Origin of the sequence: Agromyces aerolatus, from assembly GCF_031432255.1 — a bacterium.
In the GTDB taxonomy this organism is placed as follows: Bacteria; Actinomycetota; Actinomycetes; order Actinomycetales; family Microbacteriaceae; genus Agromyces.
Genome location: NZ_JAVKGQ010000015.1, coordinates 73685 through 96725, shown reverse-complemented (window position 1 = coordinate 96725; position 23041 = coordinate 73685). Strand labels below are relative to the sequence as shown.

Annotated in this window: 22 protein-coding genes; 4 read left to right on the top strand and 18 right to left on the bottom strand. The window is 72.0% G+C overall.

The features are described 5' to 3' along the window. Window positions 1-91: 91 nt before the first annotated feature. The 5 genes from RH864_RS16065 to RH864_RS16045 all read right to left on the bottom strand — a co-directional run bounded on the left by RH864_RS16065 (window position 92) and on the right by RH864_RS16045 (window position 6566). Window positions 92-1540 carry an NCS2 family permease gene (locus tag RH864_RS16065; protein ID WP_310518579.1) on the bottom strand — a complete coding sequence of 483 codons (1449 nt, stop codon included), beginning with the start codon at window positions 1538-1540 and terminating at the stop codon, window positions 92-94. A gap of 65 nt (window positions 1541-1605) precedes the next feature. After that, the gene (locus tag RH864_RS16060; RefSeq protein ID WP_396129995.1) at window positions 1606-1929 is read right to left on the bottom strand and encodes a peptidase; all 324 of its coding nucleotides are present in this window, start codon (window positions 1927-1929) and stop codon (window positions 1606-1608) included. A gap of 28 nt (window positions 1930-1957) precedes the next feature. Continuing rightward, the gene (locus RH864_RS16055) at window positions 1958-3136 is read right to left on the bottom strand and encodes an inorganic phosphate transporter (RefSeq protein ID WP_310518577.1); all 1179 of its coding nucleotides are present in this window, start codon (window positions 3134-3136) and stop codon (window positions 1958-1960) included. A 132-nt stretch (window positions 3137-3268) separates the two neighbouring features. After that, window positions 3269-4303 carry a 6-phosphofructokinase gene (locus tag RH864_RS16050; RefSeq protein WP_310518576.1) on the bottom strand — a complete coding sequence of 345 codons (1035 nt, stop codon included), beginning with the start codon at window positions 4301-4303 and terminating at the stop codon, window positions 3269-3271. A gap of 139 nt (window positions 4304-4442) precedes the next feature. Continuing rightward, window positions 4443-6566 (bottom strand): DEAD/DEAH box helicase, encoded by a 2124-nt coding sequence (locus tag RH864_RS16045; protein WP_310518575.1) that lies wholly within the window; start codon window positions 6564-6566, stop codon window positions 4443-4445. A gap of 328 nt (window positions 6567-6894) precedes the next feature. Here RH864_RS16045 and RH864_RS16040 point away from each other — a divergent pair, with 328 nt between their 5' ends. Further along, the gene (locus tag RH864_RS16040) at window positions 6895-7113 is read left to right on the top strand and encodes a hypothetical protein (RefSeq protein ID WP_310518574.1); all 219 of its coding nucleotides are present in this window, start codon (window positions 6895-6897) and stop codon (window positions 7111-7113) included. A 15-nt stretch (window positions 7114-7128) separates the two neighbouring features. Here the strand turns inward: RH864_RS16040 and RH864_RS16035 are convergent, their stop codons facing one another. Beyond that, window positions 7129-8985: a DUF2207 domain-containing protein gene (locus tag RH864_RS16035; RefSeq protein WP_310518573.1), complete on the bottom strand. Its 1857-nt coding sequence runs from the start codon at window positions 8983-8985 to the stop codon at window positions 7129-7131. 42 nt (window positions 8986-9027) lie between these two features. On the opposite strand from RH864_RS16035, the gene RH864_RS16030 reads away from it, so the two are divergent. Then, window positions 9028-9306, top strand: a complete 279-nt coding sequence (locus tag RH864_RS16030; protein WP_310518572.1) for a metal-sensitive transcriptional regulator — start codon at window positions 9028-9030, stop codon at window positions 9304-9306. Window positions 9307-9309: 3 nt separating this feature from the next. Here the strand turns inward: RH864_RS16030 and RH864_RS16025 are convergent, their stop codons facing one another. The 6 genes from RH864_RS16025 to RH864_RS16000 form a co-directional block, all read right to left on the bottom strand. Continuing rightward, window positions 9310-10194, bottom strand: coding sequence for a glycerophosphodiester phosphodiesterase (locus RH864_RS16025; protein ID WP_310518571.1), 885 nt, complete (start codon window positions 10192-10194; stop codon window positions 9310-9312). Between the two features lie 78 nt (window positions 10195-10272). Then, on the bottom strand, window positions 10273-11745 hold the full coding sequence (locus tag RH864_RS16020) for an SDR family oxidoreductase (protein ID WP_310518570.1): 1473 nt from the start codon (window positions 11743-11745) through the stop codon (window positions 10273-10275). A 62-nt stretch (window positions 11746-11807) separates the two neighbouring features. Beyond that, window positions 11808-12668 carry an aldehyde dehydrogenase family protein gene (locus tag RH864_RS16015; protein WP_310518569.1) on the bottom strand — a complete coding sequence of 287 codons (861 nt, stop codon included), beginning with the start codon at window positions 12666-12668 and terminating at the stop codon, window positions 11808-11810. Beyond that, window positions 12665-14299, bottom strand: coding sequence for an aldehyde dehydrogenase family protein (locus tag RH864_RS16010; protein ID WP_310518568.1), 1635 nt, complete (start codon window positions 14297-14299; stop codon window positions 12665-12667). Before RH864_RS16010 ends, RH864_RS16015 begins: the two co-directional genes overlap by 4 nt. 21 nt (window positions 14300-14320) lie before the next feature. Beyond that, window positions 14321-15328 (bottom strand): deoxyribose-phosphate aldolase, encoded by a 1008-nt coding sequence (gene deoC, locus RH864_RS16005; protein ID WP_310518567.1) that lies wholly within the window; start codon window positions 15326-15328, stop codon window positions 14321-14323. A 58-nt stretch (window positions 15329-15386) separates the two neighbouring features. Continuing rightward, the gene (locus RH864_RS16000) at window positions 15387-16331 is read right to left on the bottom strand and encodes a sugar-binding transcriptional regulator (protein ID WP_310518566.1); all 945 of its coding nucleotides are present in this window, start codon (window positions 16329-16331) and stop codon (window positions 15387-15389) included. A 138-nt stretch (window positions 16332-16469) separates the two neighbouring features. Here RH864_RS16000 and RH864_RS15995 point away from each other — a divergent pair, with 138 nt between their 5' ends. Next, the gene (locus tag RH864_RS15995; RefSeq protein WP_310518565.1) at window positions 16470-17402 is read left to right on the top strand and encodes an ROK family protein; all 933 of its coding nucleotides are present in this window, start codon (window positions 16470-16472) and stop codon (window positions 17400-17402) included. A gap of 8 nt (window positions 17403-17410) precedes the next feature. Here the strand turns inward: RH864_RS15995 and RH864_RS15990 are convergent, their stop codons facing one another. The 5 genes from RH864_RS15990 to truB form a co-directional block, all read right to left on the bottom strand. Continuing rightward, window positions 17411-18676 carry an MFS transporter gene (locus RH864_RS15990; RefSeq protein ID WP_310518564.1) on the bottom strand — a complete coding sequence of 422 codons (1266 nt, stop codon included), beginning with the start codon at window positions 18674-18676 and terminating at the stop codon, window positions 17411-17413. Then, window positions 18673-19602, bottom strand: coding sequence for a bifunctional riboflavin kinase/FAD synthetase (locus RH864_RS15985; RefSeq protein WP_310518563.1), 930 nt, complete (start codon window positions 19600-19602; stop codon window positions 18673-18675). Before RH864_RS15985 ends, RH864_RS15990 begins: the two co-directional genes overlap by 4 nt. Then, window positions 19599-20039, bottom strand: a complete 441-nt coding sequence (locus RH864_RS15980) for a hypothetical protein (protein WP_310518562.1) — start codon at window positions 20037-20039, stop codon at window positions 19599-19601. Before RH864_RS15980 ends, RH864_RS15985 begins: the two co-directional genes overlap by 4 nt. An 86-nt stretch (window positions 20040-20125) precedes the next feature. Further along, window positions 20126-20494, bottom strand: a complete 369-nt coding sequence (locus tag RH864_RS15975) for a hypothetical protein (RefSeq protein ID WP_310518561.1) — start codon at window positions 20492-20494, stop codon at window positions 20126-20128. Further along, complete coding sequence (gene truB, locus RH864_RS15970) at window positions 20491-21384, bottom strand: tRNA pseudouridine(55) synthase TruB (protein ID WP_310518560.1); 894 nt, start codon at window positions 21382-21384, stop codon at window positions 20491-20493. The genes RH864_RS15975 and truB overlap by 4 nt, the downstream gene beginning before the upstream one ends. Before the next feature lie 39 nt (window positions 21385-21423). On the opposite strand from truB, the gene RH864_RS15965 reads away from it, so the two are divergent. Next, entirely contained in the window at window positions 21424-22416 is a 993-nt protein-coding gene (locus RH864_RS15965) for a ketopantoate reductase family protein (protein ID WP_310518559.1), read from the top strand. A 31-nt stretch (window positions 22417-22447) separates the two neighbouring features. Here the strand turns inward: RH864_RS15965 and RH864_RS15960 are convergent, their stop codons facing one another. Next, complete coding sequence (locus RH864_RS15960; RefSeq protein WP_310518558.1) at window positions 22448-23035, bottom strand: nucleoside/nucleotide kinase family protein; 588 nt, start codon at window positions 23033-23035, stop codon at window positions 22448-22450. Between the last annotated feature and the right edge of the window lie 6 nt (window positions 23036-23041).

Sequence of the window (23041 nt, the reverse complement as noted above, 5' to 3'; positions counted from 1 at the left end):
CGCGGCGTAGCCCTAAGCTCCTACTCGGCCAGTCCAACATCTGGGGACCAGTTCAAGTGTGCGGCCGAGGCATCCGTCGTCTCGTGGTGGATCAGGCGAACAGCGCCTCGATCGGTCCGCGCGCGAAGAAGATCAGGAAGCCGGCGGCCACGATCCACAGCAGCGGGCTGATCTCGCGAGCCTTCCCCGAGAGGGCGCGCACGACGACCCAGCCGAGGAACCCTGCACCGATGCCGTTCGCGATCGAGTAGGTCAACGGCATCACGGTGACCGTGAGGAACACGGGCAGCAGCACCGAGAAGTCGCGGAAGTCGATCGACGTGATCTGGCTCATCATGAGCGCGCCCACGATGACGAGCGCCGCCGATGCGACCTCGCTCGGCACGATCGACACCAGCGGGGTCACGAACATCGCGGCCAGGAACAGCACACCCGTGACGAGATTCGCGAACCCGGTGCGCGCACCCTCGCCGATGCCGGCACCCGACTCGATGAAGACCGTGTTCGACGACGCCGAGGTCGCGCCACCGGCGACCGCGCCGACGCCCTCGACGATGAGCGCCGACCGCAGCCGCGGGAAGTCGCCCTTCGCGTCCGCGAGGCCGGCCTCCTTCGACAGGCCCGTCATGGTGCCCATGGCGTCGAAGAAGTTCGTGAACACGAGCGTGAAGACGAGCATGAGCGCGGCGAGCACGCCGATGCGCTCGAAGGACCCGAAGCTCACCTGACCGACGAGCGAGAGGTCGGGCAGGCTCACCCACTGGGCGGGCAGGTCCGGCACCGAGAGGCCCCAGCCGTCGGGGTTGTCGGTCGAGGGTCCGAGGTTCCAGATCGCCTCGACGACGATCGCGAGCACCGTGCCCGAGAGCAGGCCGATGAGGATGCCGCCCTTGACCTTGCGGGCCACCAGGATGCCCGTGACGAGCAGCGTCGCGACGAAGACCAGCGTGGGCACGGTCGCGATCGAGCCGTCGGCGCCGAGCCCGACCGGCGGCGAGCCGAGGCCCGTCGAGGTCACGAAGCCCGCGTTGACGAACCCGATGAACGCGATGAAGAGCCCGATGCCCACGGTGATCGCGAGCTTCAACTGGATGGGGACCGCGTTGAAGATCAGGCGACGCAGCCCGGTCGCCGCCAGCAGCACGATGATGAGGCCGTTGATGACCACGAGGCCCATCGCCTCGGGCCAGGTGACCTCGCCGACCACCGAGACCGCGAGGAACGAGTTGATGCCGAGTCCCGCCGCGAACCCGAACGGCAGGCGGGCGACCAGCCCGAACAGGATCGTCATGACGCCCGCCGTCAGGCCGGTGACCGCGGCCACCTGGGCGAATCCGAGCTGATCGCCGTCGACGTCCACACCGGACGACAGGATGATCGGGTTCAGGATGACGATGTAGGCCATCGTGACGAACGTCACGAGACCGCCGCGCACCTCGGCTCCGAATGAGGAGCCCCTGGCGGAGATCTCGAAGAAGCGGTCGACGGTCGAGCGGAATCCGCGCGCGGGCGGGGCCTCGGTGGGCGTGGGAGAGGTCATGGTGAGCGTTTCCAGATGGGTCGGGGGTGCAGGGCACCCGGGGATGTGACGGGCAGCGCCGGAGCTCAGCCGCCGTGCAGGGCCGGGACGATGAGGTAGATGCCGTACAGCACCGCGAGGCCCGAGAGCGTGAAGCACGCGCAGGCGCCGACGAACGCGGCGCGCTTCTGACCTGCGGTCAGCGGGCTCTTCTTCGCGGCCTTCGCCGCTCGCTTCGCGGCGTGCGCCGCCTCAGCGGGCGTCATGATCGTGATCGCGTCGGTGAACTCGGCGGGGGTCACGATGGGCGTCCGCCCCGACACCGTCAGCAGCCGGATGCCCAGCGAATACGTGCTCACCACCACCGTGGCGCCGATCATGGCCGACACGAGGACGATGACGAACGCCATCCAGTCGATCACGCGACCACCTGCTCACTCATGACCTGGCCTTCTTCTTGGGCTTGGGGTTCCGCTTGATCTTCACGGCCGTGCCGGAGGCGGCGACCTCGCTCACGACGTTGGCCGAGGAGACCTCGCTGCGCTTGGACCAGAGGAAGATCCCGGCGATCACGATCACGCCGACCACGGTGTCGATGAGGATGCCGGCGGGGCCGAGGTGGGCCACGAGCGCCGCGAGCGCCCCGACACCGCCGGCCGCGGGCAGCGTGAGCAGCCAGCCGACCCCGATGCGGCCCGCGGTGCGCCAGCGCACCTTCGAGCCGCGGCGGCCGAGACCCGATCCGATGACCGATCCCGACGCGACCTGCGTCGTCGAAAGGGCGAAGCCCAGATGGCTCGAGGCGAGGATGGTCGCGGCGGTCGAGGTCTCCGCGGCGAACCCCTGCGCGGGCTTGACGTCGGTGAGTCCCGTGCCGAGCGTCTTGATGATGCGCCAGCCGCCCATGTACGTGCCGAGCGCGATCGCCACCGCACAGACCACGACGACCCAGAACTCCGGGCCGGTGCCGGCGGGCTGCAGGCCGACCGAGATGAGTGTGAGCGTGATCACGCCCATCGTCTTCTGTGCGTCGTTCGTGCCGTGCGCGAGCGCGACGAGCGAGCTCGAGAAGACCTGCGCGTGACGGAAGCCCGAGCGGCCGTCGGGCCGGCCGTCGTACCGGCGCGTGATCGCATACGCGAGCTTGGTCGCGGCGTACGCGATCAATCCGGCCGTGAGCGGTGCGAGGATCGCCGGCAGGATCACCTTCGACAGCACGACCGAGAAGTCGATCGCCTGCACGCCGAACCCGACGAGTGCGGCACCGATCAGGCCGCCGAAGAGCGCGTGACTCGACGACGACGGCAGCCCGAGCAGCCAGGTGATCATGTTCCACACGATCGCGCCGATCAGTCCGGCGAAGATGAGCTCCGGCGTGATCAGCACGCCGTCGTCGCCCTCGCGGATGATGCCGCCCGAGATGGTCTTGGCGACCTCGGTCGAGAGGAAGGCCCCGATCAGGTTGAGCACGGCGGCCAGCGCCACCGCGACCTTGGGGCGCAGTGCGCCGGTCGCGATCGGCGTCGCCATCGCGTTCGCGGTGTCGTGGAAGCCGTTCGTGAAGTCGAAGAAGAGGGCCAGTGCGATGACCAGCACGACGATGAGGGTGAGGTCCACCGGCGTCTTTCTCGTGAGGAGCGGTTCACCTGCAGTTCATGCGATGAGCCTTGCGGAGTTCGCGTGAGACGGCGTGCGCCGGGACGATCCTACGCGCTCCCCGGAGGGAAGCTGCCATCCGAACGAGCTGGATCAGCCGAACAGGATGCTCGCCTCGTCGTACCGTGCCTGCGGCACGCGGTTCAGGCTGCCGACCGCCTCGGCGATCGTGACGGTCTCGATGTCGGTGCCGCGCAGCGTCACCATCGAACCCCATGCACGCTCGTAGACCGCGTCCACGACCGCCATGCCGAGGCGGGTAGCGAGCACGCGGTCGTACGCGCTCGGCGCGCCGCCCCGCTGGATGTGGCCGAGCACGGTCGCTCGGGACTCGATGCCCGTGCGCGCCTCGATCTCGGGCGCGAGGAGCTCGGCGATGCCGCCGAGCCGGGGCCGGTCGAACGCGTCGAGGCCCTTGTGCGAGTGCGCCTCGCCGCCCATGGAGTCGAGGTGGAAGCCCTCGGCGACCACGACGAGCGGCGCCCGGCCACGGTCGCGCACGGACTCCACCCACTCGCAGATCTGCTCGATGGACTGCGGCTGCTCGGGGATGAGGATGGCGTGCGCGCCGCCGGCCATGCCCGAGTGCAGCGCGATCCAGCCGACGTGCCGGCCCATGACCTCGAGCACCATGCAGCGCCCGTGCGAGTCGGCCGTCGTGCGCAGCCGGTCGATCGCCTCGGTCGCGATCTCGACCGCGGTGTCGAAGCCGAACGAGTAGTCCGTCGCGGCGAGGTCGTTGTCGATCGTCTTCGGCACGCCGACGACGTTGATGCCGCCCTCCTCGTGCAGCCGGCGAGCCGCCGTGAGCGTGCCCTCGCCGCCGATCGCGACGATCGCGTCGATGCCGTGCTCGTCGAGCGTGCGCTGGATGTTCTCGGGTCCGCCGTGCTCGCCCTCGAACGGGTTCGTACGGCTCGACCCGAGGATCGTGCCGCCCTGCCGGGCGAGGCCGCGGACGTCGTGGCGCGTGATCGGCACGACGTCGTTCTCGACGACGCCGCGCCAGCCCCATCGGAAGCCCACGAACTCGGCATCGTGTGAGATGACGCCCTTCAGGACCGCACCGCGGATGACCGCGTTGAGGCCTGGGCAGTCGCCGCCGCTCGTGAGAATGCCGATCTTCATGCGTGCTGTCGCTCCTTAGCGAGACTCGGGAGGTGTCGCTGGCCGCATCCTCGGGGCACGCCGACCTGCGGAAGTCTAGCGTGAGGCCGGGGCCGCACCGCGAATCCGCGGCGCGGCCGCCGGGTCAGAGCGCGCCAGGTCAGAGCGCGCCGTCGAGCGCGGCCCGCAGCAGGTGCTGCAGCGCGTCGAGCTGGACCGAGTCCGCCGAGCCCGGTTCCACGTCGCTGCCGTCGAGCGCGCGGGCCGCGAGCCCCTGCTTCGCGTCGATCAGCTCGGCGATACGCGCGTCGACGGTGTGCGCGGCGATGATCCGCCAGGCCGTCACGGGCTCGTCCTGCCCGATGCGGTGCACGCGGTCGATCGCCTGCGTCTGCTCGGCACTCGTCCAGCTCAGCTCGGCGAGGACGACGTTCGACGCGGCCTGCAGGTTCACGCCGACGCCCGCCGCGGTGAGCGAACAGACCGCGACGTGCACGTCGGGGTCGGTGTTGAACGCGTCGATCGCCGCCTGACGGGCGAGCGCGGTCTGGTCGCCGCGGAGCGACACCGTGCGCAGCTCACGCGACGCGAACGCGGCCTCGGCCTGGTCCATGACGTCGATGTGCTTGGCGAAGAACACGACCTTGCCGGCCGAGCGTGCCAGCTGCGCGGCGTAGTCGGCCGCGAGGCCGGCTTTCGCCTGCCCGATGCGGCGCACCATCGTGAACACGTTCTCGCCCGACTTCGCCGACTTCGACTCCTCGAGCTCGGCGTGCGCGACCGCACGGACGTACTGGTCGCGCTGATCCTCGTCGAGGTCGCCGACGCGGAGACCGCGTGCCTCCACGAGGGCACGGAAGCGCGAAGCGAGGCGGTGGCCGAGCTCGCGCTCGGCGGCCCGCACCGACCGGCCGAGGTCGTCGTCGAGCTCGACCGGCAGGTCGGCGATGCGCTTGTCGGGCAGGTCGGCGGCCACGTCGACCTTGCGCCTCCGGACGATCCCGAGATCGATCACGGTCTGCCGTGCCGCGGCGTAGAACCCGTGCTCGGCGGGCGTCAGCCCGTTCGCCTCGAGCCGGCCGAGCAGCTCGGGCGACGGCTTGTCGCCGTTGATCCAGCCGAGGAACTGCCAGATCGCCCGGAAGTCGTCCACGTCGTTGATGAGCGGGGTACCCGTGAGCGCGAGCAGCAGCGGGTCGCCGCCGGGTGCGTTCGAGCGGATGCGCTCCGCGAGCGCGAGCACGTTCCGCGAACGCTGCGACGACAGGTTCTTGATGAAGTGCGCCTCGTCCACGACCATGCCCCGGAAGCCCATCGTCGACAGCCACGCCATGTGCCGGTCGAGCACGTCGTAGTTCACGACGACCACGTCGGCGAACGCGTCGAGGTCGTCACCGTCGCCGTGGATGACGGTCGCGCGGCGGAGCGGGGTCCACCGCTCGACCTCGCGGGCCCAGTTCATCTTGACCACGTTCGGCACGACGGCGAGCAGCGGGTAGGCCCCGGCCACCGACGTGGCGAGCACCGACTGGGCGGTCTTGCCGAGTCCGGGCTCATCGGCGAGCAGGAACCTGCGGTGGCCCTGCCGGACCGCCTCGACGAATCTCGCCTGGTGCGGCATGAGCTCGAGGCCGCGCGGCGCGAACCGATCCACCTCGGGGGCCTCCGGCAGCTCCATGCTGGCCGCCTGCCCGCCCGAACCCTGTTCGAACGACTTGAACAGCGGGCCGAGCAGCTCCCAGTTCGCAAGGCGCCGCACGGGCACGGCGGCCGGGACTGCGGCCGAGAAGTCGGGCGCACGGAACGGGTTCGCGAGCTGGAACGCGCGCACCGAGTCGGGGACCACCTGGTTCTCCGCGAGCACCGCGGCGGGCTCGGGCTCACGCGTGATGATGAGCTCGTCGGCGCTGAGCTCGGCACCGGACTCGATCAGCCAGTCCCGACGGAACCGCTGCGCCACCTGACCGACGGATGCGTCGGGCTCGAGCAGCGCGATCAGGCTCGTGTCGCGGGCCGCCGTCTTGGCGAGGATCTGCGCGATGCCGTCCAGGCGCTTCAGGAGCTCCGCGCGCGTCGCGTCGGTGATCTCGGCGTCGGCTTTCACGCGCGCGCGCTCCTCGCGCATCAGCAGCGCGATGACCTGGAACTTGGTGCGGTTCGTCGGCCCGAGCTTGTTCTTCTGCGCCTTCTGCTCGACCTCGCGCACCTTGCGCGCGAGGATCGGGATGATGGGGGCGTCGTCGTCGCGCGAACGCGCGCGCTGGCGCTGCCTCGTCTGGGCCAAAGAGTCCTCCCGTGTGTTCGGGGTAGATCCGGTGCGCCCGAGCTCTCGATCGCCGATCGAGACCGTGCACCCCGCGTCGTCGATACGAGGTGCGATCCGAGAATCCCGAGCCGCCGCGCAGTCGCCTCAGCACCGCAGTCCCATCGACGCAGCACTCACATCAGCACGACAGTCGCATCGGCACAGCGGGCCAGTCGAGCAGGACGCGGGCGGAGCCCGCGCCGTCGGGCCGTGAACGGATTCGTCGGGCGCACCACCATACTAGCGGTCCGCGCCGCCGATCCGCGCACCGGTGCGGAGGCGGCGGCACCCGGCCTAGCATGGCGACATGGACGAGCGAGCGCAGGCGGGCGGCGAGATCTCCCCCGAACAGGACGACGACTTCACGGTCGCGCAGGACACCGAGTTCGACGAGGCCGAGGCGGTCGAGGCCGACGAGGAACGCTCGATCGACGACGGCGCCGTCGACGAACAGCCCGGCATCGACGCCGAACGGCGGGTCGATCTCTCCGACGATCCGACCGTCGCGCCGCCGGCCGGCGAGTAGCATCCCGCGGCGAGGTCAGACCCCGCCGCCGCCGCCTCCGCCACCGCCGCCGCCCGACGCGCCGCCACCTCCCGACGAGCTCGACGACGAGCTCGAGGCCGAGCCCGACCAGCTCGCGGTCGACGCGGCACTGAACCCGTGCACGCCGCTCGCGAACGCGACGGCACTGAACCCGTCGGTTCCCGCGTACCACGCGGGCGTCTCGCCGCGCGCGTCGTACAGCGCCGCGAGCACGTCCGACCACTCGCGTTCGAGGCCGAAGAGCACCGCGTACGGCAGCAGCCGCTCGGTGAGTCGCAGCACGTCGGCATCGCTCCTGAGCGCCCCGCTCGGGCTCTGCAGCATCCGCAGCCGGTCGGCCTCGGCGAGCCCGATGTACTCGCGCAGGCCCTCGAGGTGGTCGCGGAGCGCACGGCCCGTCTCGGTGAGCGGGCGCACCACCGCGACCGCGCCGATCGCGACCATCGCGCCCGCGAGCCCCGCGATGAGCGCCACGAGCGGCCAGAACCCACCCATCGCGGCGCTGAGCGCGAGGATGCCGCCGACGAGCGCGGTCAGCCCGCCGGCGACCGCGACGAGCGCGAGCACGAGCCGCAGCGCAGGATCGGGCGTGGTGCGCCAGCCCTTGGCGACGACGCGCTTCGCGACCGTGGAGCGCAACCCGTACAGCTTCCGCGCGAGCTTGGCGTCGCGTGCGGCGAGGTCGCGTCGCTCCCCCTGAGCGCCGTCAGGGAAGAGCAGGCCCACGAGCTCGGCGCCGTCGGCGTCGGCACCGGGTGCGCCGCCTGCTGATGCCTCGACCGCGAACTTCGGCGAGCCCTTCTTCGCCGAGGTCTCGACGATGCGCAGGTCGCCGTCCACCGCGAGCGCGAGCAGCGTCGCCGCGACGCCCCGATCGGCGTGGCCCGTGAGCTCGGCCGCCTCCAGCACCGTGACGTCGCGCGGTGGCGCGTACTCCGCGATGATCACCCCTCGGCCGGGGTGGGCGCGCCAGCGCGTCATCCGGAGCACGATCGCGGCGATCGCCGCCGCGACCGCGAGCAGTGCGCCGATCGCGCCGATGACCGCCGCGGGCGACGACAGGAACCGGTCGTCGCGTGGCGTGAACGTGCCGGGCTCGAACGCCACCGCCACGGTGAGGTTCTCCCGGGGAGCGAGGTCGGTGGTGATCGCGCTGATCGCGAGCGGCGACGGCTGGATCCGGAGCACGCCGCAGTCCTCGGTCGAGCCCTCCGGTCCGCGGTAACAGGCCGCGTCGCCCGTGAACGCCGGCGCGAGCGCCGGGTCGATGCGCACCTCGGCCGAGACGAGCATGAACGGCTGGTCCCATCCGACGCCGTTCACGTCCCAGGCGAACTCGTCGATGTCGGCGTCGTCGGGCGCGTGCGTGACGTTCCGCTGCTCGTAGGAGATCACGTAGCCCTGTTCGCCGTGCACGTACTCGTCGTCCGCGATGGTGACCACGAGGAATCCGTCGTCCTCCTCGGTCTCGTAGGCCAGCGCCTCGCCGGAGAGATCGGTCACCGAGCGCAGGCTGAGATCGGTGGGGTGCCCGTCGTAGTCGAGCGGGAGCGCGCGCCGGATGCCCCGGTTCTGATCGGTCTCGGGGAACACCGCCACGAGCGTCTCGGTCGTGTGCAGCACCGAGTGGCCGTCTTCGTCGGCCGACAACTCGTACACCGCGTCGAAGGACAGGAAGCTGAAGGCCGAGGGATCCGCCGAGACGACCGACGCGGCCGGCGCGACCGCGGCCGCCCGGGCCGGGGCAGCGACCGCCGCGACCGCCGCGGCCGGGGCGAGCACCGCCGCCGCAGCGGCGAGCAGTGCGGCGAGCACTGCGGCGACGGGACGGACGGATCGCGGGAGCGGCATACCTCAACGCTATCGAGGCGCGGAAGAGTAGCCTTGCTGATCGTGATCGAGGACATCAAGAAGCGCGCGCTGCACCGCACGAAGATCATCGAGGGCCAGTTGCGCGGCATCGAGAAGATGATCGAGAACGAGGACTACTGCGTCGACATCATCACGCTCTCGCTCGCGGTGCAGAAATCGCTCGCCTCGCTCAACAAGCTGCTCGTCGAGAACCACCTGCGCACGCATGTCTCGCATCAGTACGAGGCGGGCGGCGATGAGCGCGAGGCCGCGGTCGCCGAGCTCGTGCGGCTCTTCGAGCTGTCGAACAATCGGAGCTGAACCTCAGGTGCCCGGTGCGGTGACGGCGAGCCACGCGTCGAGATCGCTCGGCTGATCGGTGATGATGCCGTCGACCCCGAGCCGGCGCACCTCGGCCCAGTCGGTGTCGGAGTTCAGTGTGTAGCAGAGCACCGCGAGCCCGGCGTCATGGGCCCGCGCGACGGCTTCGGGCTCGCGCCGCACCGCGCCGATGGGCGCGCCGAACCCGATCACGCCGAGCTGGTCGGCGAGCGCGCGGGGGTCGGCGGGCAGCTCGCGCGTGAGCATGATGCGTGGCGTGCTCGGCGAGGCCGACCGGATCGCGAGCAGCGTCTCGATGCTGAAGCTCTGCAGGACCACGCGCGTGCGCAGATTGTGCCGGTCGATGAGCCCGGCGACGGTGCGGACGCCCGCGATGCTCCAGCCGGCCTTGAGCTCGACCAGCGCCCGGGCCTCGGGCCGCTCGGCGAGCGCGGTCAGGAACTCGTCGAGCGTCGGCACCGTGGCACCCGCGAACTCGTCCGCGTACCATGCGCCGACGTCGAGGCGCCGTGCCTCGTCGAGCGTGAGGTCTTCGATGCGGCCGCCGACGCCCGCGATGCGTTCGAGCGTCACGTCGTGGAACAGCACGGGCACGCCGTCGCGGGTGAGCCGCACATCCGTCTCGACGTAGGCGAGCTCGTCCATCGCGAGCTCGAGCGATCGCATGGTGTTCTCGGGTGCCGAGGCACGGTCGCCGCGATGACCGACGGTGAACGCGGCCTCGCCGGGCGCCCGCATCGCGCCGAACAGGTCGCCCGCGTGCACGCGCGGCGGCACCTGCGCGGCGATCAGGGCACCGGTGAGCACTGCCGCGCCCGCGACGAGCGCGGCGCGGCGGAGGATGACACTCGCGCGGTGACGGGACACAGGAACCGGGCCTTCCCACCCGCCGTGCACCGTTGCCCGCCGGGTGCCGTCACGCTAGCACACACCGTTACCTGATCGTTACCTCCGGTGCGCCGACGCCGCACCCTCGGCCTCCGCCGTGATCCGATTCGCCATCCCCGCGAAGATCACCCCGTGGAAGGGGAAGATCGCCCACCAGTACAGGCGCCCGGCGAGCCCCTTCGGGAAGAAGACCGCGCGCTGCAGATACCGCGAGCCGGCGCCAGCGGGTTCCGCGCGCAACTCGAGCCACGCACGGCCCGGAACCCGCATCTCGGCCCTGAGCCGCAACAGCGCGCCGCGCTCGAGACGCTCGACGCGCCAGAAGTCCAGCGCGTCGCCCTCGTGCAGGCGATCGGGGTCCCGGCGTCCGCGCGCGAGGCCGACTCCCCCCGCGAGCTTGTCCATCCAGCCGCGCACCGCCCAGGCCAGCGGGAACGAGTACCATCCACGCGAACCGCCGACCCCCTCGATGACGGTCCAGAGCGCATCCGGCCCCGCCGAGCTGACCCGCTCGCGCTCGTCGACGAACACGGGGTACCCGGCCCATTCGGGGTCGCTCGGCAACGGGTCGCTCGGCGCACCGGGCACCCCAGCATTCCGCCAGCTCGTCTCGACCTCGCCGGCGCGCTCGCGCGCGAGCGCGAGCCGGACCGCTCGCCGGTAGGGCACGAGGCCCTCGGCGGGCGGCGGGATCACCCCGTCGATGTCGTGCTCGCGCACGACGCAGTCGAACTGCAGCGACTCGATGATCGGGATCGCGAGTCGTCTCGGGATCGGCGTCACGAGGTTCACCCACTGCGCCGCCAGCCACGGCGTGAGCACCGGCAACGCCGCGATCGGTCGCTGCGGGAGCCCGGCCTCGACCGCGTAGCCGTTCATGAGCTGGCCGTAGCGGTACACGTCGGGCCCGCCGATGTCGAACGCCCGGTTCACCTCGCGGGGGACGTCGAGCGCGGCGACCAGGTAGTGCAGCACGTCGCGGATCGCGATCGGCTGGATCGACGACCGCACCCAGCGCGGCGCCGGCATGTACGGCAGCACCTCGGTGAGGTGCCTGATCATCTCGAACGACGTCGACCCCGAGCCGATCACGACGCCCGCCTGCAGCACGATCGTCGGCACCCCGGATGCGAGCAGGACGCGACCGACCTCGACGCGCGACCGCAGGTGGCGCGAGAGCTCCGAGTCGTCGGGGTGCAGGCCACCGAGGTACACGATGCGCCGCACGCCCGCGGCGGCCGAAGCGTCGGCCACGTGCCTCGCGGCGGTGCGCTCGACCTCCTCGAAGTCGCCGCCCGCGGCCATGCCGTGCACGAGGTAGTACACCGCGTCGACGCCCTCGACGGCCCGCTCGACCGCGGGCCCGTCGAGCAGGTCACCCTCGACGACTTCGACCTGGCCGGCCCACGGGACCTCGCGCACCCGCTCGGGCCGTCGGACGAGCACACGGACGTCGTGCCCCGCCTCGACGAGCCGCGGGACGAGCCGCCCGCCGATGTAGCCGGTCGCGCCGGTCACGAGCACGCGCATGCGGCCTCCCCTCGTGTGCGAGAAGCCCTCAGCGGAGGCTCACCCTCCGCCGCGAGACATCCTCAGCGCAGGCTCTTGGTGTGCCAGACCGTCTTGGTCTCGGTGAACGCGGCGATCCGGTCGAGCGCCGGCGCCGCGGCATCCGGACCCGCCTCGGGCCGCAGCACGCGCTTGAGCGTGTCGGCGGCGGCGATCTCGAGATCGACCCAGTCGAGCTCCCCGGCGCCGACGAGGTCGAGCGCGTTCACGTCGGCGTGCGATGCGAGCCACGGCGCGATCTCGGCGGGCGAGCCGGTCAGCACGTTCACGACGCCCTTCGGCACGTCGCTCGTCGCGATGACCTCGGCGAGGCTGATCGCCGACAGCGGGAAGCGCTCGCTCGCGACCACGACCACGGCGTTGCCCGCGACCAGGGCCGGCGCGATCGCCGACACCAGCCCGACGAGCGACGAGTCCTGCGGCGCGACGATCGCGACCACACCCGTCGGCTCGGGCACCGAGATGTTGAAGTACGGACCGGCGACCGGATTGGCGTTGCCCGTCACCTGTGCGAACTTGTCGGCCCACCCCGCGTACCAGACCCAGCGGTCGATGGCCTCGTCGACCTGCGCCGTCGCGGTCTCTCGGCTCGCGCCCTCGGCCTCCTCGATCTCGGCGACGAACTGCGCCCGCCGGCCCTCGAGCAGCTCCGCGATGCGGTAGAGCACCTGGCCGCGGTTGTACGCGGTCGCGCCCGCCCAGCCGGAGACCGCGCCGCGCGCGGCGACGATCGCGTCGCGGGCGTCCTTGCGCGACGCCTTCGCGGCATTGGCGAGGAACGCGCCGTCGGCCGCGCGGACCTCGGAGGTGCGGCCCGACTCGCTGCGCGGGAAGGCGCCGCCGATGAAGAGCTTGTACGTCTTCGGCACGGACAGGCGGCTCACTTGGCTGATCCCTTCTTCGCGGGCTTGGCGGTTCGGCGTCGCTTGGGCTGGGCGGATGCCTCGGGCTGGGCGGATGCCTCGGGCTGAGCGGATGCCTCGACCGGTGCCGGTGCGGACTCCCCTGCCGGCTCGATCGTGCCGCCCGCGACCTCCGCGGCGATCGCCGCGGCCGAGCCCGCCGCGCCCCGGCCGAGACCGGCCGGAGCGAGATACGCGCCGAGCCCGTGCCGGCCGCCCTCGCGCCCGTAGCCCGACTCCTTGTAGCCGCCGAACGGGCTCGACGGGTCGAACCGGTTGAAGGTGTTGGCCCACACGACGCCCGCCTTGAGGCCGTCCGCGACCGCGAGGATGCGGCTGCCCTTGTCGGTCCAGATGCCGGCCGAGAGACCGTACGGCGTGTTGTTCGCCTTCGCGATCGCCTCCTGCGGGGTGCGGAAGCTCAGCACGGACAGCACCGGGCCGAAGATCTCCTCCCGGGCGATGCGGTGACTGGTCTGCACGTTCGTGAACACGGTCGGCGCGTACCAGAAGCCGTTCGCCGGGATCTCGCACGGCGCACTCCACCGCTCGGCGCCCTCGGCGACGCCCGCGTCGGACAGCTCACGGATGCGGTCGAGCTGCTCGCGCGAGTTGATCGCGCCGATGTCGGTGTTCTTGTCGAGCGGGTCGCCGAGTCGCAGGGTCGACAGGCGCGCCTTCAGCCGGTCGACGACCTCGTCGTGGATCGACTCCTGCACGAGCAGGCGCGACCCTGCGCAGCACACGTGACCCTGGTTGAAGAAGATGCCGTTCACGATGCCCTCGATCGCCTGATCGATGGGTGCGTCGTCGAACACGATGTTCGCGGCCTTGCCGCCGAGCTCGAGCGTGAGCTTCTTCGAGGACCCCGCGACCGTCTTCGCGATCTGCCGGCCGACGGCGGTCGAGCCCGTGAACGCGACCTTGTCGACGCCGTCGTGGGCGACGAGCGCGGCGCCGGTGTCCCCGGCACCCGTGATGATGTTCACGACGCCGGGCGGCAGGTCGGCCTGCTGCACGATCTCGGCGAAGATGAGCGCGCTGAGCGGCGTCGTCTCGGCGGGCTTCAGCACGACGGTGTTGCCCGCGGCCAGCGCCGGCGCGATCTTCCACGCGAGCATGAGCAGCGGGAAGTTCCACGGGATGACCTGCGCGGCGACACCGAGCGCGCGCGGGCTCTGCCCGAGCCCCGCGTAGTCGAGCTTGTCGGCCCAGCCCGCGTAGTAGAAGAACCAGGCCGCGACGAGCGGGACGTCGACGTCGCGCGACTCCTTGATCGGCTTGCCGTTGTCGAGCGACTCGGCGACGGCGAGCTCGCGGGCCCGCTCCTGGACGAGCCGCGCGATGCGGAACAGGTACTTGCCGCGGTCCCGCCCCGACATGCGCGACCACACGCCGTCGTACGCGCGGCGCGCCGCCGCGACCGCGTCGTCGACGTCTGCGGCGTTCGCGTTGGCGACGGTCGCGATCCGGGCTTCGTCGGCGGGCGAGATGGTCTGGAACGGGGTGCCCCGGCCGTCGACGAACTCGCCGTCGATGAAGAGCCCGTACTGGTCGCGGAGCGACAGGATGCCGCGCGACTCGGGCGCGGGCGCGTATTCGAGGAAGCTCATGAGGTTCGCCTTCTTCTCGGGTCAGTCGATCGTCACGTAGTCGGCGCCCGAGTAGTGCCCGGTGCGGATCTTCTGCCGCTGCAGCAGCACGTCGTTCAGCAGGCTCGACGCGCCGAAGCGGAACAGATGCGGCTGCAGCCACTCCTCGCCGGCGGTCTCGGCGACGGTCACGAGGTACTTGATCGCGTCCTTGGAGGTGCGGATGCCCCCGGCGGGCTTGACGCCGATGCGCTGCCCGGTCGCCCGGTGCCAGTCGCGGACGACCTCGAGCATGAGCAGCGTCACCGGGAGCGTCGCTGCCGACGGCACCTTGCCGGTCGAGGTCTTGATGAAGTCGCCGCCCGCGAGGATCGAGAGCCACGACGCGCGGCGCACGTTGTCGTACGTCACGAGCTCACCCGTCTCGAGGATGACCTTGAGGCTCGCACTCGTGCCGTCGGGCCGCCGGCACGCCTCCTTCACCGCGGCGATCTGATCGAACACCAGGGCGTACCGCCCGGCGAGGAACGCCCCGCGGTCGATGACCATGTCGATCTCGTCGGCGCCCGCGGCGACGGCCTCGGCCGTGTCGGCCAGCTTGATGTCGAGCGAGGCGCGCCCCGAAGGGAATGCGGTCGCGACGGCCGCGACCGCGATCCCGCCGTCGTCGGGATCGCCGTGCGCGCCGCCGAGCGCCTCGACCGCGGTGCCGACGAGGTCGCCGTAGACGCACACGGCCGCGACGCGGGGCGTCGAGGCATCCGCCGGATCGGGGGTGACCGCCTTGCCGACCAGGGAACGCACCTTGCCCGGCGTGTCCGCCCCCTCGAGCGTCGTGAGATCGATGAGCGAGATGATGCGGTCGAGCGCCCACGCCTTCGACGAGGTCTTGATCGACCGTGTGCCGAGCGCGGCCGCGCGCTGCTCGAGGCCGACCGCGTCGACACCCGCGATGCCGTGCAGATAGCGACGGAGCGTCGCGTCGTCGGGTTCGCCGCCGAGCACCGCGAGCGTGCGCTCACGGGCCGTGACGAGTGAGGTGCCGGTCATGTGTTCCTGCCGATTCTGTGGTCCTGCAGATGGTGATGGGATCGCTCGAACGCGGCGGTCAGCCGTCGAGGAGGTGCAGCGCGGTGGCCTCGTCGGTCACGAGCACCGAGCACAGCCCGCTGCGCACGACCGCGTCGGCGACGGGATGCTTGCTCTGGCCCGCGATGACCGCGATCGCGAGCGGTGCGGCACGCAGCTCGCCGAGCGTGAGCCCCACGGTGCGGGCGTCGAGCGCCGGATCGACGATGTTGCCGTCGGAGTCGATGTACCGGCCCACGACGTCGCCCACGGCGCCCTTCTGCACGAGCAGGTCGACGTCGGCGGCCGAGAGGTAGCCGCTCTCGACGTGCACCGAGCTGTGGTCGGCCGCGCCCGCGCTGAAGAGGTAGGCGTCGGCCGAACGGGCGAGCTCGATGACGCCGGCGACGACCCGGTCGGACTCGATCGCCTCCTTCGTGGCGACGTGCTCGAGGATCGCCGGGCTCGGCAGGAGCGTCGCGCTGCCGCCGCCCTTCTGGGCGATGCCGACGGCCGTCGCGGCCGCCGTGCCCGGCCTGCGGTTCAGGCTCACGCCGCCGTTGATCTGCACGACGCCGACCCCGGTCGCCCAGCCGTTCCGCAGGTGCTGCGAGATCTCGAACAGCGTGCGGCCCCAGCTGACGCCGAGCGTGCGCGGGATCGGCCGGAGCGCGGTGAGATAGTCGGCGGCGGCCTGTGCCGTCCTCGCCTGCAGCTCTTCGGGTGATGAGACGCCGGCCGATGAGACGACCACCGCCTCGGTGAGCCCGCGTTCGTCGCGGAGCCGGCGCTCGATGGGCAGCCGGCGCGCGCGGGGATGCAGGATCTCGATGCGGATGAACCCGCGCTGCTTGGCCTGCGCGAGCAGACGGCCCACCTTCCAGCGGGTCAGCCGCAGCGCCTGCCCGATCTCGTCCTGGGTCTTGTTCTCTTCGTAGTAGAGCTCGGCAGCCCGAATCGAGAGCAGCTCGTCGATCTCGTCCATGCGCCTCCCATCCCGCATTCCAGCGTAGGCAGCCGCACGACGATCAGCAACACTCGCAGCCATTCGTGCTCACATGAGCAGTCCGGCCGGATCGCGCGCGCACGGAGTGCGGGCCCGACAGACCCTAGGCTTGAGCGCATGCCCCGCTCCATCGCACTCGCCGTCGACTTCGGCGGAACCAAGGTCGAGGCCGCGCTCGTCGACGACCGCGGCACGCTCCTGCCCGGCAGCCGCCACCGTCGGCCCACCGGCCCCCAAGCCGCCTCCGCCGAGCTGCAGCGCGCCGTCGCCGACGTGGTCGAGGCCGCGCGCGACGCCCTGCCCGCCGACGCCGAGCTCATCGGCGCCGGCATCGGCTCGGCCGGTCCGGTCGACCTGGTCACCCGCAGCGTCTCGCCGCTCAACGTGCCCGCCTGGCGCGGGCACCCGCTCGCGGACGACGTCGCCCGGCTGGTCCCGGGCATCCCGGTCGACCTGCGCATCGACGGCCTGTGCATCGTGCTCGCCGAGGCCTGGGTGGGCGTCGGACGCGGCAGCCGCAACCTGCTCGGCATGGTGGTCTCGACCGGCGTCGGCGGCGGTCTGCTGCTCGGCGGCGCCGCTGCACCGAGCCCCTCGGGCAACGGCGGGCACATCGGTCACGTCGAGGTCGCGGGGTTCGACGACCCCTGCGCGTGCGGCGGGCGCGGATGCCTCGAGGCGATCGCGTCCGGCCCGCGCACCGTGGCGTGGGCACGCCGTCAGGGATTCACGGGCGAGACCGGCGAAGACCTCGCCGCCGCCCACGCCGCGGGCGATCCGATCGCGGTCGCCGCGGTCGAGCGCTCGGGCACCGCGATCGGCCAGGCCATCGCCTCGGCGACGAACCTCGTCGACCTCGACCTCGTCGCGATCGGCGGCGGCTTCTCGCGCGTCTCCCCCGCGCTGTTCGACCACGCGCGCGCCGCACTCGCGGAGCGGACCGCATTCGACTTCGTGCAGCGCACCCGCATCGAGCCGTCGGGCCTCTCCGACGAGGGCCCGCTGATCGGCGCGGGCGCGCTCGTGCACCGTCCGCAGCCGACCGGCTGACCCGGGCGCTACCGCTCTCGGCGGGAATGCGCGCGCTGCTCGGCGAGCTCGTCCTCGAGCATTCGCGGGCGCGCGACGATGAGACCGCCGATCGCGGCCGGCACCGCGGTCGCGGCGAGGATCAGGATCGGCCAGGTCCAGCCACCCGTCCACTCGTGCAGCCCGCCGATCAGCAACGGGCCGGCGGCGACCAGCAGGTACCCGACCGACTGGACGAACCCGCTGAGCGCGACCGAGCCGGCGGGCGTACGCGTGCGCAGGTTGATGAGCACGAGGGAGAGCGGGAAGAGCAGCGGCCCGATCCCCGCGAGCGCGACCCAGAGCCACGTCGCCGTCGCCGGGGCGAGCAGGAGTCCGCCGTAGCCCACGATGAGCGTCACGACCGAGACGTAGACCACCGGCCTGATGCGGCCGAACCTCGCGGCGACGAGCGGCACGAGGATGCTCGCGGGCAGCCCCATCGCCGCGTACCAGGACAGCAGCGCGCCGCTCTCGGCATGGCTCGTCCCGGCGAGGTCGTGCAGCATCGCCGGAAGCCAGGCGAAGAGGGCGTACACGTTGAACCCCGAGACGGTGAAGATCGTCGTGAGCGCCCACGCGAGCCGCGACCGCGCGAGCCGGCCGAGCTCGGACGGCACCGCCTCCCGCGGCACGCCGGCCGTGCGGCCGCGTGCCGGCCGTACGAGCACCACGATCCACGGGATCAGGCTGAGCGCCGCGAACACGGCCCACTCGCCGAGCGAGATGCGCCAGTGCGTGGCCGTCGCGACCGGAACCGCGACCAACGGCGGCACGAATGTGCTCACCGCCATGGCCGTCGCATAGACCGTCGTCATGAGCCCGACCCGATCCGGGAAGTACCGCTTCACGAGCGGCGGCAACAGCACGTTGCCCACGCCGATCGCAGCGAACGTCAGCGCGCTCGCGAGCACGAGCCAGAGCGCGTCGGGCGCGAGCCCTCGCCCCGCGAGGCCGACCGTGAGCGCCGCGAGCGCGGCCACGAGCGTCACCTCGAGCCCGAACCGCTTCGCGACCGACGGCGTGACGATGCCGAACACCGCGTAGCAGAGCGGCGGCAGCATGCCGAGCACGCCGATGGCGATCACGCCGAGCTCGATCTCGGCCTCCAGCTCGGCGAGGATCGGCGAGAGCGAGGCGACCGCCGACCGCAGGTTGAAGGCCACCAGCACGATGCCGATGAGCGCAAGGGTCCGCCCGGCCCAGAGCGGGGCGGGCGCACCGCCGTGGTCGACGCGCTCGGCGGGGCGGCTCACTCGAGCAGGCTCCGCGCGAGGTCGACGTCGACCTGGATGCGCTCGATCAGTGCCTCGATCGTCTCGAACGCGACCATGCCGCGGATACGGTGCACGAACTCGACCTCGACCATGCGGTCGTAGAGGTCGAGCTCGCGGTCGAGCACATACGCCTCGACCTGCTTGCGCGGCACGCCCTCGAACGTGGGGTTGTTGCCGACCGAGATCGCAGCCGGATACCGGGTGCCGGCGTCGGTGAGCCAGCCGGCGTACACGCCGTCGGCGGGGATCAGCCCTTCCGAGTCGGGCGACAGGTTCGCCGTCGGGTAGCCGAGCTCCCGACCGCGCGCGGCGCCGTGCACCACGATGCCCGAGACCGTCGGCGCGTGGCCGAGCAGCAGCGCGGCATGCTCGACGTCGCCCTCGGCGAGCAGCTCGCGGATCCAGGTCGACGACGCCCGGCGCTCGCCCTCGGGTCGCACGTCGTCGATGATCTCGACCGAGAACCCGAGCTCACGGCCGAGCCGCTCGAGCAGTGCGACGTCGCCGGCCCCGCGCGCGCCGAACCGGAAGTCGGAGCCCACGAGGACCGCACGTGCGTCGAGCGCGTCGACGAGGACCCGCTGCACGAACGTCTCGGGTGCGAGGCTCGCGAGCGCCCGGTCGAACGGCAGGACCAGCGCCGCGTCGAGGCCCGTCGTCGCGAGCAGGCCGAGCTTCTGCCGGACGCTCACGAGCTCATCGGGGTTCTTCTCGGGTGCGAGCAGCGCCAGCGGGTTCCGGTCGAAGGTCACGACGACCGAACGGAGGTCTCGGGCCTCGGCGACCTCCCGCAGCTCGGTGATCACCGCACGATGCCCCTGATGCACACCGTCGAACTTGCCGATCGTGACGGCCGACGGCCCGAACCCCGCCGGCACCGAAGCCAGCCCCTCGAACGTCCTCACCGGCCGGCCCCCGCGGGGCGGTGCTTCGCGAGCCACCACATGCCGAGCACGGGAAGCACGAGCGGGATGAACAGGTACCCCCGCCCGTACCACGACCAGACGGTGTCGTGCGGGAACAGCTCGGGCAGGACGACGCTCATGGTGCCGATGACGACCACGCCCGTGAACTCGAAGACGATGGTCGCCCAGGCGACCCGGTACCACGCGCGGCCGGGGACGATGAGCGCGACGGTCGCGATGACGTACACGACCGCCGCGAGCGCCGACAATGCGTACGCGAGGGGCGCCTCGTCGAACTTCTCGACGATCTGCACGAGCGAACGCCCGACGGCCGCTATGGCGAGCACGCCGTACACGGCGATCAGCACGCGGCCGATGCCGCTCACTCGGCGGGGTCGGCGGGACTCGGTCGCGGCGGTCGGGCGGGCGGAGGTCATGACGTTCGATTCTCTCATCAACAGCGGCCGGTCTCTCATCAACAGGGGCCGGTCTCTCATCGACTGGGACCTGGCGAGCTCGCGCGTCACGCGAGCTGCACCGTCCAGATCTGCAGCATCCGGTAGACCATGACCGCGACCGCGAGGGCCGCGACGCCGAGCACCACCGTGGACCAGCGGTTGCGTTCGAGCAACGCCCAGAAGCCGGCTGCGGGCGGGATCAGGAGCGCGCCCACGAGATACACGACGAACTCGAGCACGCTGCCGGTCGGCTCGTTGCCGAACGCGGGCGCCGCGATCGCGACGACGGCCTGGACGATCAGGAGCGCCTCGACGAGGGCCAGCGCGCCGATCGACACGTCGCTCGGCACACGCCCGGCGAAGCCGAGCACGAGGCACAGCACCCCGGCGATCACGGCGACCCCGACCTGCACCCACGTGAACCACTCGATCATGCGGCCCCTCCCGCCGGGAACCCGGTGAGGACGCGGAGCCGGTCTCCACGACGCTCGACGACGGCGACCAGCCGGTCGTCCGCGATCGCGGCGAGCGGCGCATCAGCCGGGGCGTCGGTCGGCGCAGCGATGCGCTTGCCGTGCCCGAGGTCGACCGCCGCAGCCGGATCGAGCTCGACGACCGGCAACGCCGACCGTGCCGCGATGGCCGCGGGCACGATCGCGGCGCCGACGTCGAGGTGCTCGAGCGGCGAGGCATCCGTGACCGTGAACCCGCCCACGCGCGTGCGCCGGAGCGCCGTCAGGTGGCCGCCGACGCCGAGCGCCGCGCCCAGGTCGCGCGCGAGCGCGCGCACGTACGTGCCAGAGGAGACCTCGACCCTGACGTCGAGGTCGACCCATTCGGTGCCGCGGCGGAGCGCGACCAGCTCGAACTCGGCCACGCGCACCGGCCGTGCGGCGAGCTCGACCGTCTCGCCGCCGCGCACGCGGGCGTAGGCGCGCTTGCCGTCGACCTTGATCGCGCTCACCGAGCTCGGCACCTGCTCGAGCTCGCCCGTGAGCGATCGCAGGCCGGCCGCGATCCGGTCTTCGCCGAGGGCCGCGACCGCCTCCGCCGAGGCGTGCTCGAGCGCCTCGCCTTCGGCGTCATCGGTCGTCGTGCCCCAGCCGAGGCGGATCGTCGCCGTGTACGCCTTGTCGAGCCCGACGAGGTAGTGCAGCAGCCTCGTGGCGTCGTTGACGCCGAGTATCAGCAGGCCGGTCGCCATGGGGTCGAGCGTGCCCGCGTGACCGACCTTGCGCGTGCCCGCGAGCCGACGCACGCGGCTGACGACGTCGTGGCTGGTGATCCCCTGCGGCTTGTCGACGAGGAGGATGCCGCTGATCACCGATCAAGGCTATACCCCGGGCTCCTCTACGCTGAAACGATGCGCATCGGGATCATCGGGGCGGGCGCGCTCGGCGGCATGTTCGCCGTGCTGCTCTCGCGCGCGGGGCACGACGTCGAGGTCACGGCACGCGGGCGCGGCCTCGAGGCCATCCGCGAGCACGGCATCCGGTTGAGCGGCGGGTACGGCGACGCGCACGCCGGGGTCGCCGTGGCCGAGCGGCTCACACGACGCCCCGAGCTCGTGCTCGTGTGCACCAAGGCCCACGACGCCGAGGCCGCGATCACCGCGAACCGCGACCTGATCGACGGCGCGACCGTCGTCGTCGTGCAGAACGGCCTCGACGGCGTCGACACCGCCGCGAGGATCCTGCCGTCCTCCTCGTGTCTCGGCCTGCTGTCGATCATCGCCGCCAACCACACCGAGCCCGGCGTGGTCCGCGTGACGGCGCCCGCGACGAGCTACCTCGGTGCGGGCGAAGGCCCGGTCGCGCCCGATGCCGTCCGCGTGGCCGCGGTGCTCTCCGAGGCCGTGCCCGTCGTCGCCATCCCGGGCTTCCGCGGCGCGCAGTGGACGAAGCTCACCGTCAACATGCTGAACGCGGTGCCGACCATCGTCGGCCGCAGCGTGCAGGAGGTCATCGCCGATCCACGCCTCCGGCGCGTGGTCACGGCCTCGATGCGCGAATGCGTCCGCGTCGGCCTCGCCAGAGGCACGACGTTCGGCTCGCTGCAGGGCCTCAGCGATCTCCGGCTTCGGCTCTTCGCACGCGTGCCGCTCGCGGTCGGCCAGGTGCTGCCCTGGCTGATGGCGAGGCGCATGGGACGCGTGCCCAACCTCGGTTCGACGCAGCAGAGCGTCCGGCGCGGCCAGCCGACCGAGATCGACCACCTGAACGGCGCCGTCGTCCGCGAGGCCGGGCTCGCCGGCACGGACGCCCCGATCAACCGCAGGCTCGTCGCGCTCGTGCACGAGGTCGAGCGCGACGGATTCCTGCCCGACGAGCGCGTGCTCGCGGTGCTCGAACGCTGAGCGCGCTGCACCGACGCGGGTGACGCGGCGGTCAGCCGAGCCGGGGCCGCGCCGGGTCCGTGAGATCGAGCACGACGTCGGCCACGGCGCGCGGATCCTGTTCGGCGTAGGCGATCACATCGGCCGGGTCGGCGGGCTCGCCGTCGATCGCGATCCGGTAGTCCCACAGCCGGGCGAGCCGCTCGCGCAGCATGAACCGGCCGTCGATGACGAGGATCGCGTCCTCGGGACCGGTCAGCCACCTGGGCTCGACCCAGGCGTCCCGTGCCGGGTCGAGCACGCGCGTCACGAACGCCGTCGAGCCCCCGAGCCGGAACGGCTCGACGAGCGATCTCAGCAGCGCGGACTCGTCGATGCCGTGGCGGACGTATCGTTCGGGTGTGTCCTGCCCGAAGGCGGCCTGGGCCTCGCGCGAACGGTGGAAGCCGGCCTCGCTCGCGCGGAACACCGCGTGGTCGTGCTCGGCGAGCACGTCGCGCAGGTCGTCGGCGAGGGCGGCCGCGTCGGCGCCGGCCGGCCCAGCGACCGCGACGATCATGCGCCCTCGGCCGTAGCGGCGGATGATGCCGTCCGCCACCGCGCGCAGCACCGCCACCCGGGGCGTCGTCACCAGTCGCATGCGTCC

Excerpts from the sequence above, each read along its gene's own strand:
- RH864_RS16065 (WP_310518579.1), bottom strand. The coding sequence starts at position 1,540 with ATGACCTCTCCCACGCCCACCGAGGCCCCGCCCGCGCGCGGATTCCGC.
- RH864_RS16060 (WP_396129995.1), bottom strand. The coding sequence starts at position 1,929 with ATGGCGTTCGTCATCGTCCTCGTGTCGGCCATGATCGGCGCCACGGTG.
- RH864_RS16050 (WP_310518576.1), bottom strand. The coding sequence starts at position 4,303 with ATGAAGATCGGCATTCTCACGAGCGGCGGCGACTGCCCAGGCCTCAAC.
- RH864_RS16040 (WP_310518574.1), top strand. The coding sequence starts at position 6,895 with ATGGACGAGCGAGCGCAGGCGGGCGGCGAGATCTCCCCCGAACAGGAC.
- RH864_RS16035 (WP_310518573.1), bottom strand. The coding sequence starts at position 8,985 with ATGCCGCTCCCGCGATCCGTCCGTCCCGTCGCCGCAGTGCTCGCCGCA.
- RH864_RS16020 (WP_310518570.1), bottom strand. The coding sequence starts at position 11,745 with ATGCGCGTGCTCGTGACCGGCGCGACCGGCTACATCGGCGGGCGGCTC.
- RH864_RS16010 (WP_310518568.1), bottom strand. The coding sequence starts at position 14,299 with ATGAGCTTCCTCGAATACGCGCCCGCGCCCGAGTCGCGCGGCATCCTG.
- deoC (WP_310518567.1), bottom strand. The coding sequence starts at position 15,328 with ATGACCGGCACCTCACTCGTCACGGCCCGTGAGCGCACGCTCGCGGTG.
- RH864_RS16000 (WP_310518566.1), bottom strand. The coding sequence starts at position 16,331 with ATGGACGAGATCGACGAGCTGCTCTCGATTCGGGCTGCCGAGCTCTAC.
- RH864_RS15995 (WP_310518565.1), top strand. The coding sequence starts at position 16,470 with ATGCCCCGCTCCATCGCACTCGCCGTCGACTTCGGCGGAACCAAGGTC.
- RH864_RS15980 (WP_310518562.1), bottom strand. The coding sequence starts at position 20,039 with ATGACCTCCGCCCGCCCGACCGCCGCGACCGAGTCCCGCCGACCCCGC.
- RH864_RS15975 (WP_310518561.1), bottom strand. The coding sequence starts at position 20,494 with ATGATCGAGTGGTTCACGTGGGTGCAGGTCGGGGTCGCCGTGATCGCC.
- RH864_RS15965 (WP_310518559.1), top strand. The coding sequence starts at position 21,424 with ATGCGCATCGGGATCATCGGGGCGGGCGCGCTCGGCGGCATGTTCGCC.
- RH864_RS15960 (WP_310518558.1), bottom strand. The coding sequence starts at position 23,035 with ATGCGACTGGTGACGACGCCCCGGGTGGCGGTGCTGCGCGCGGTGGCG.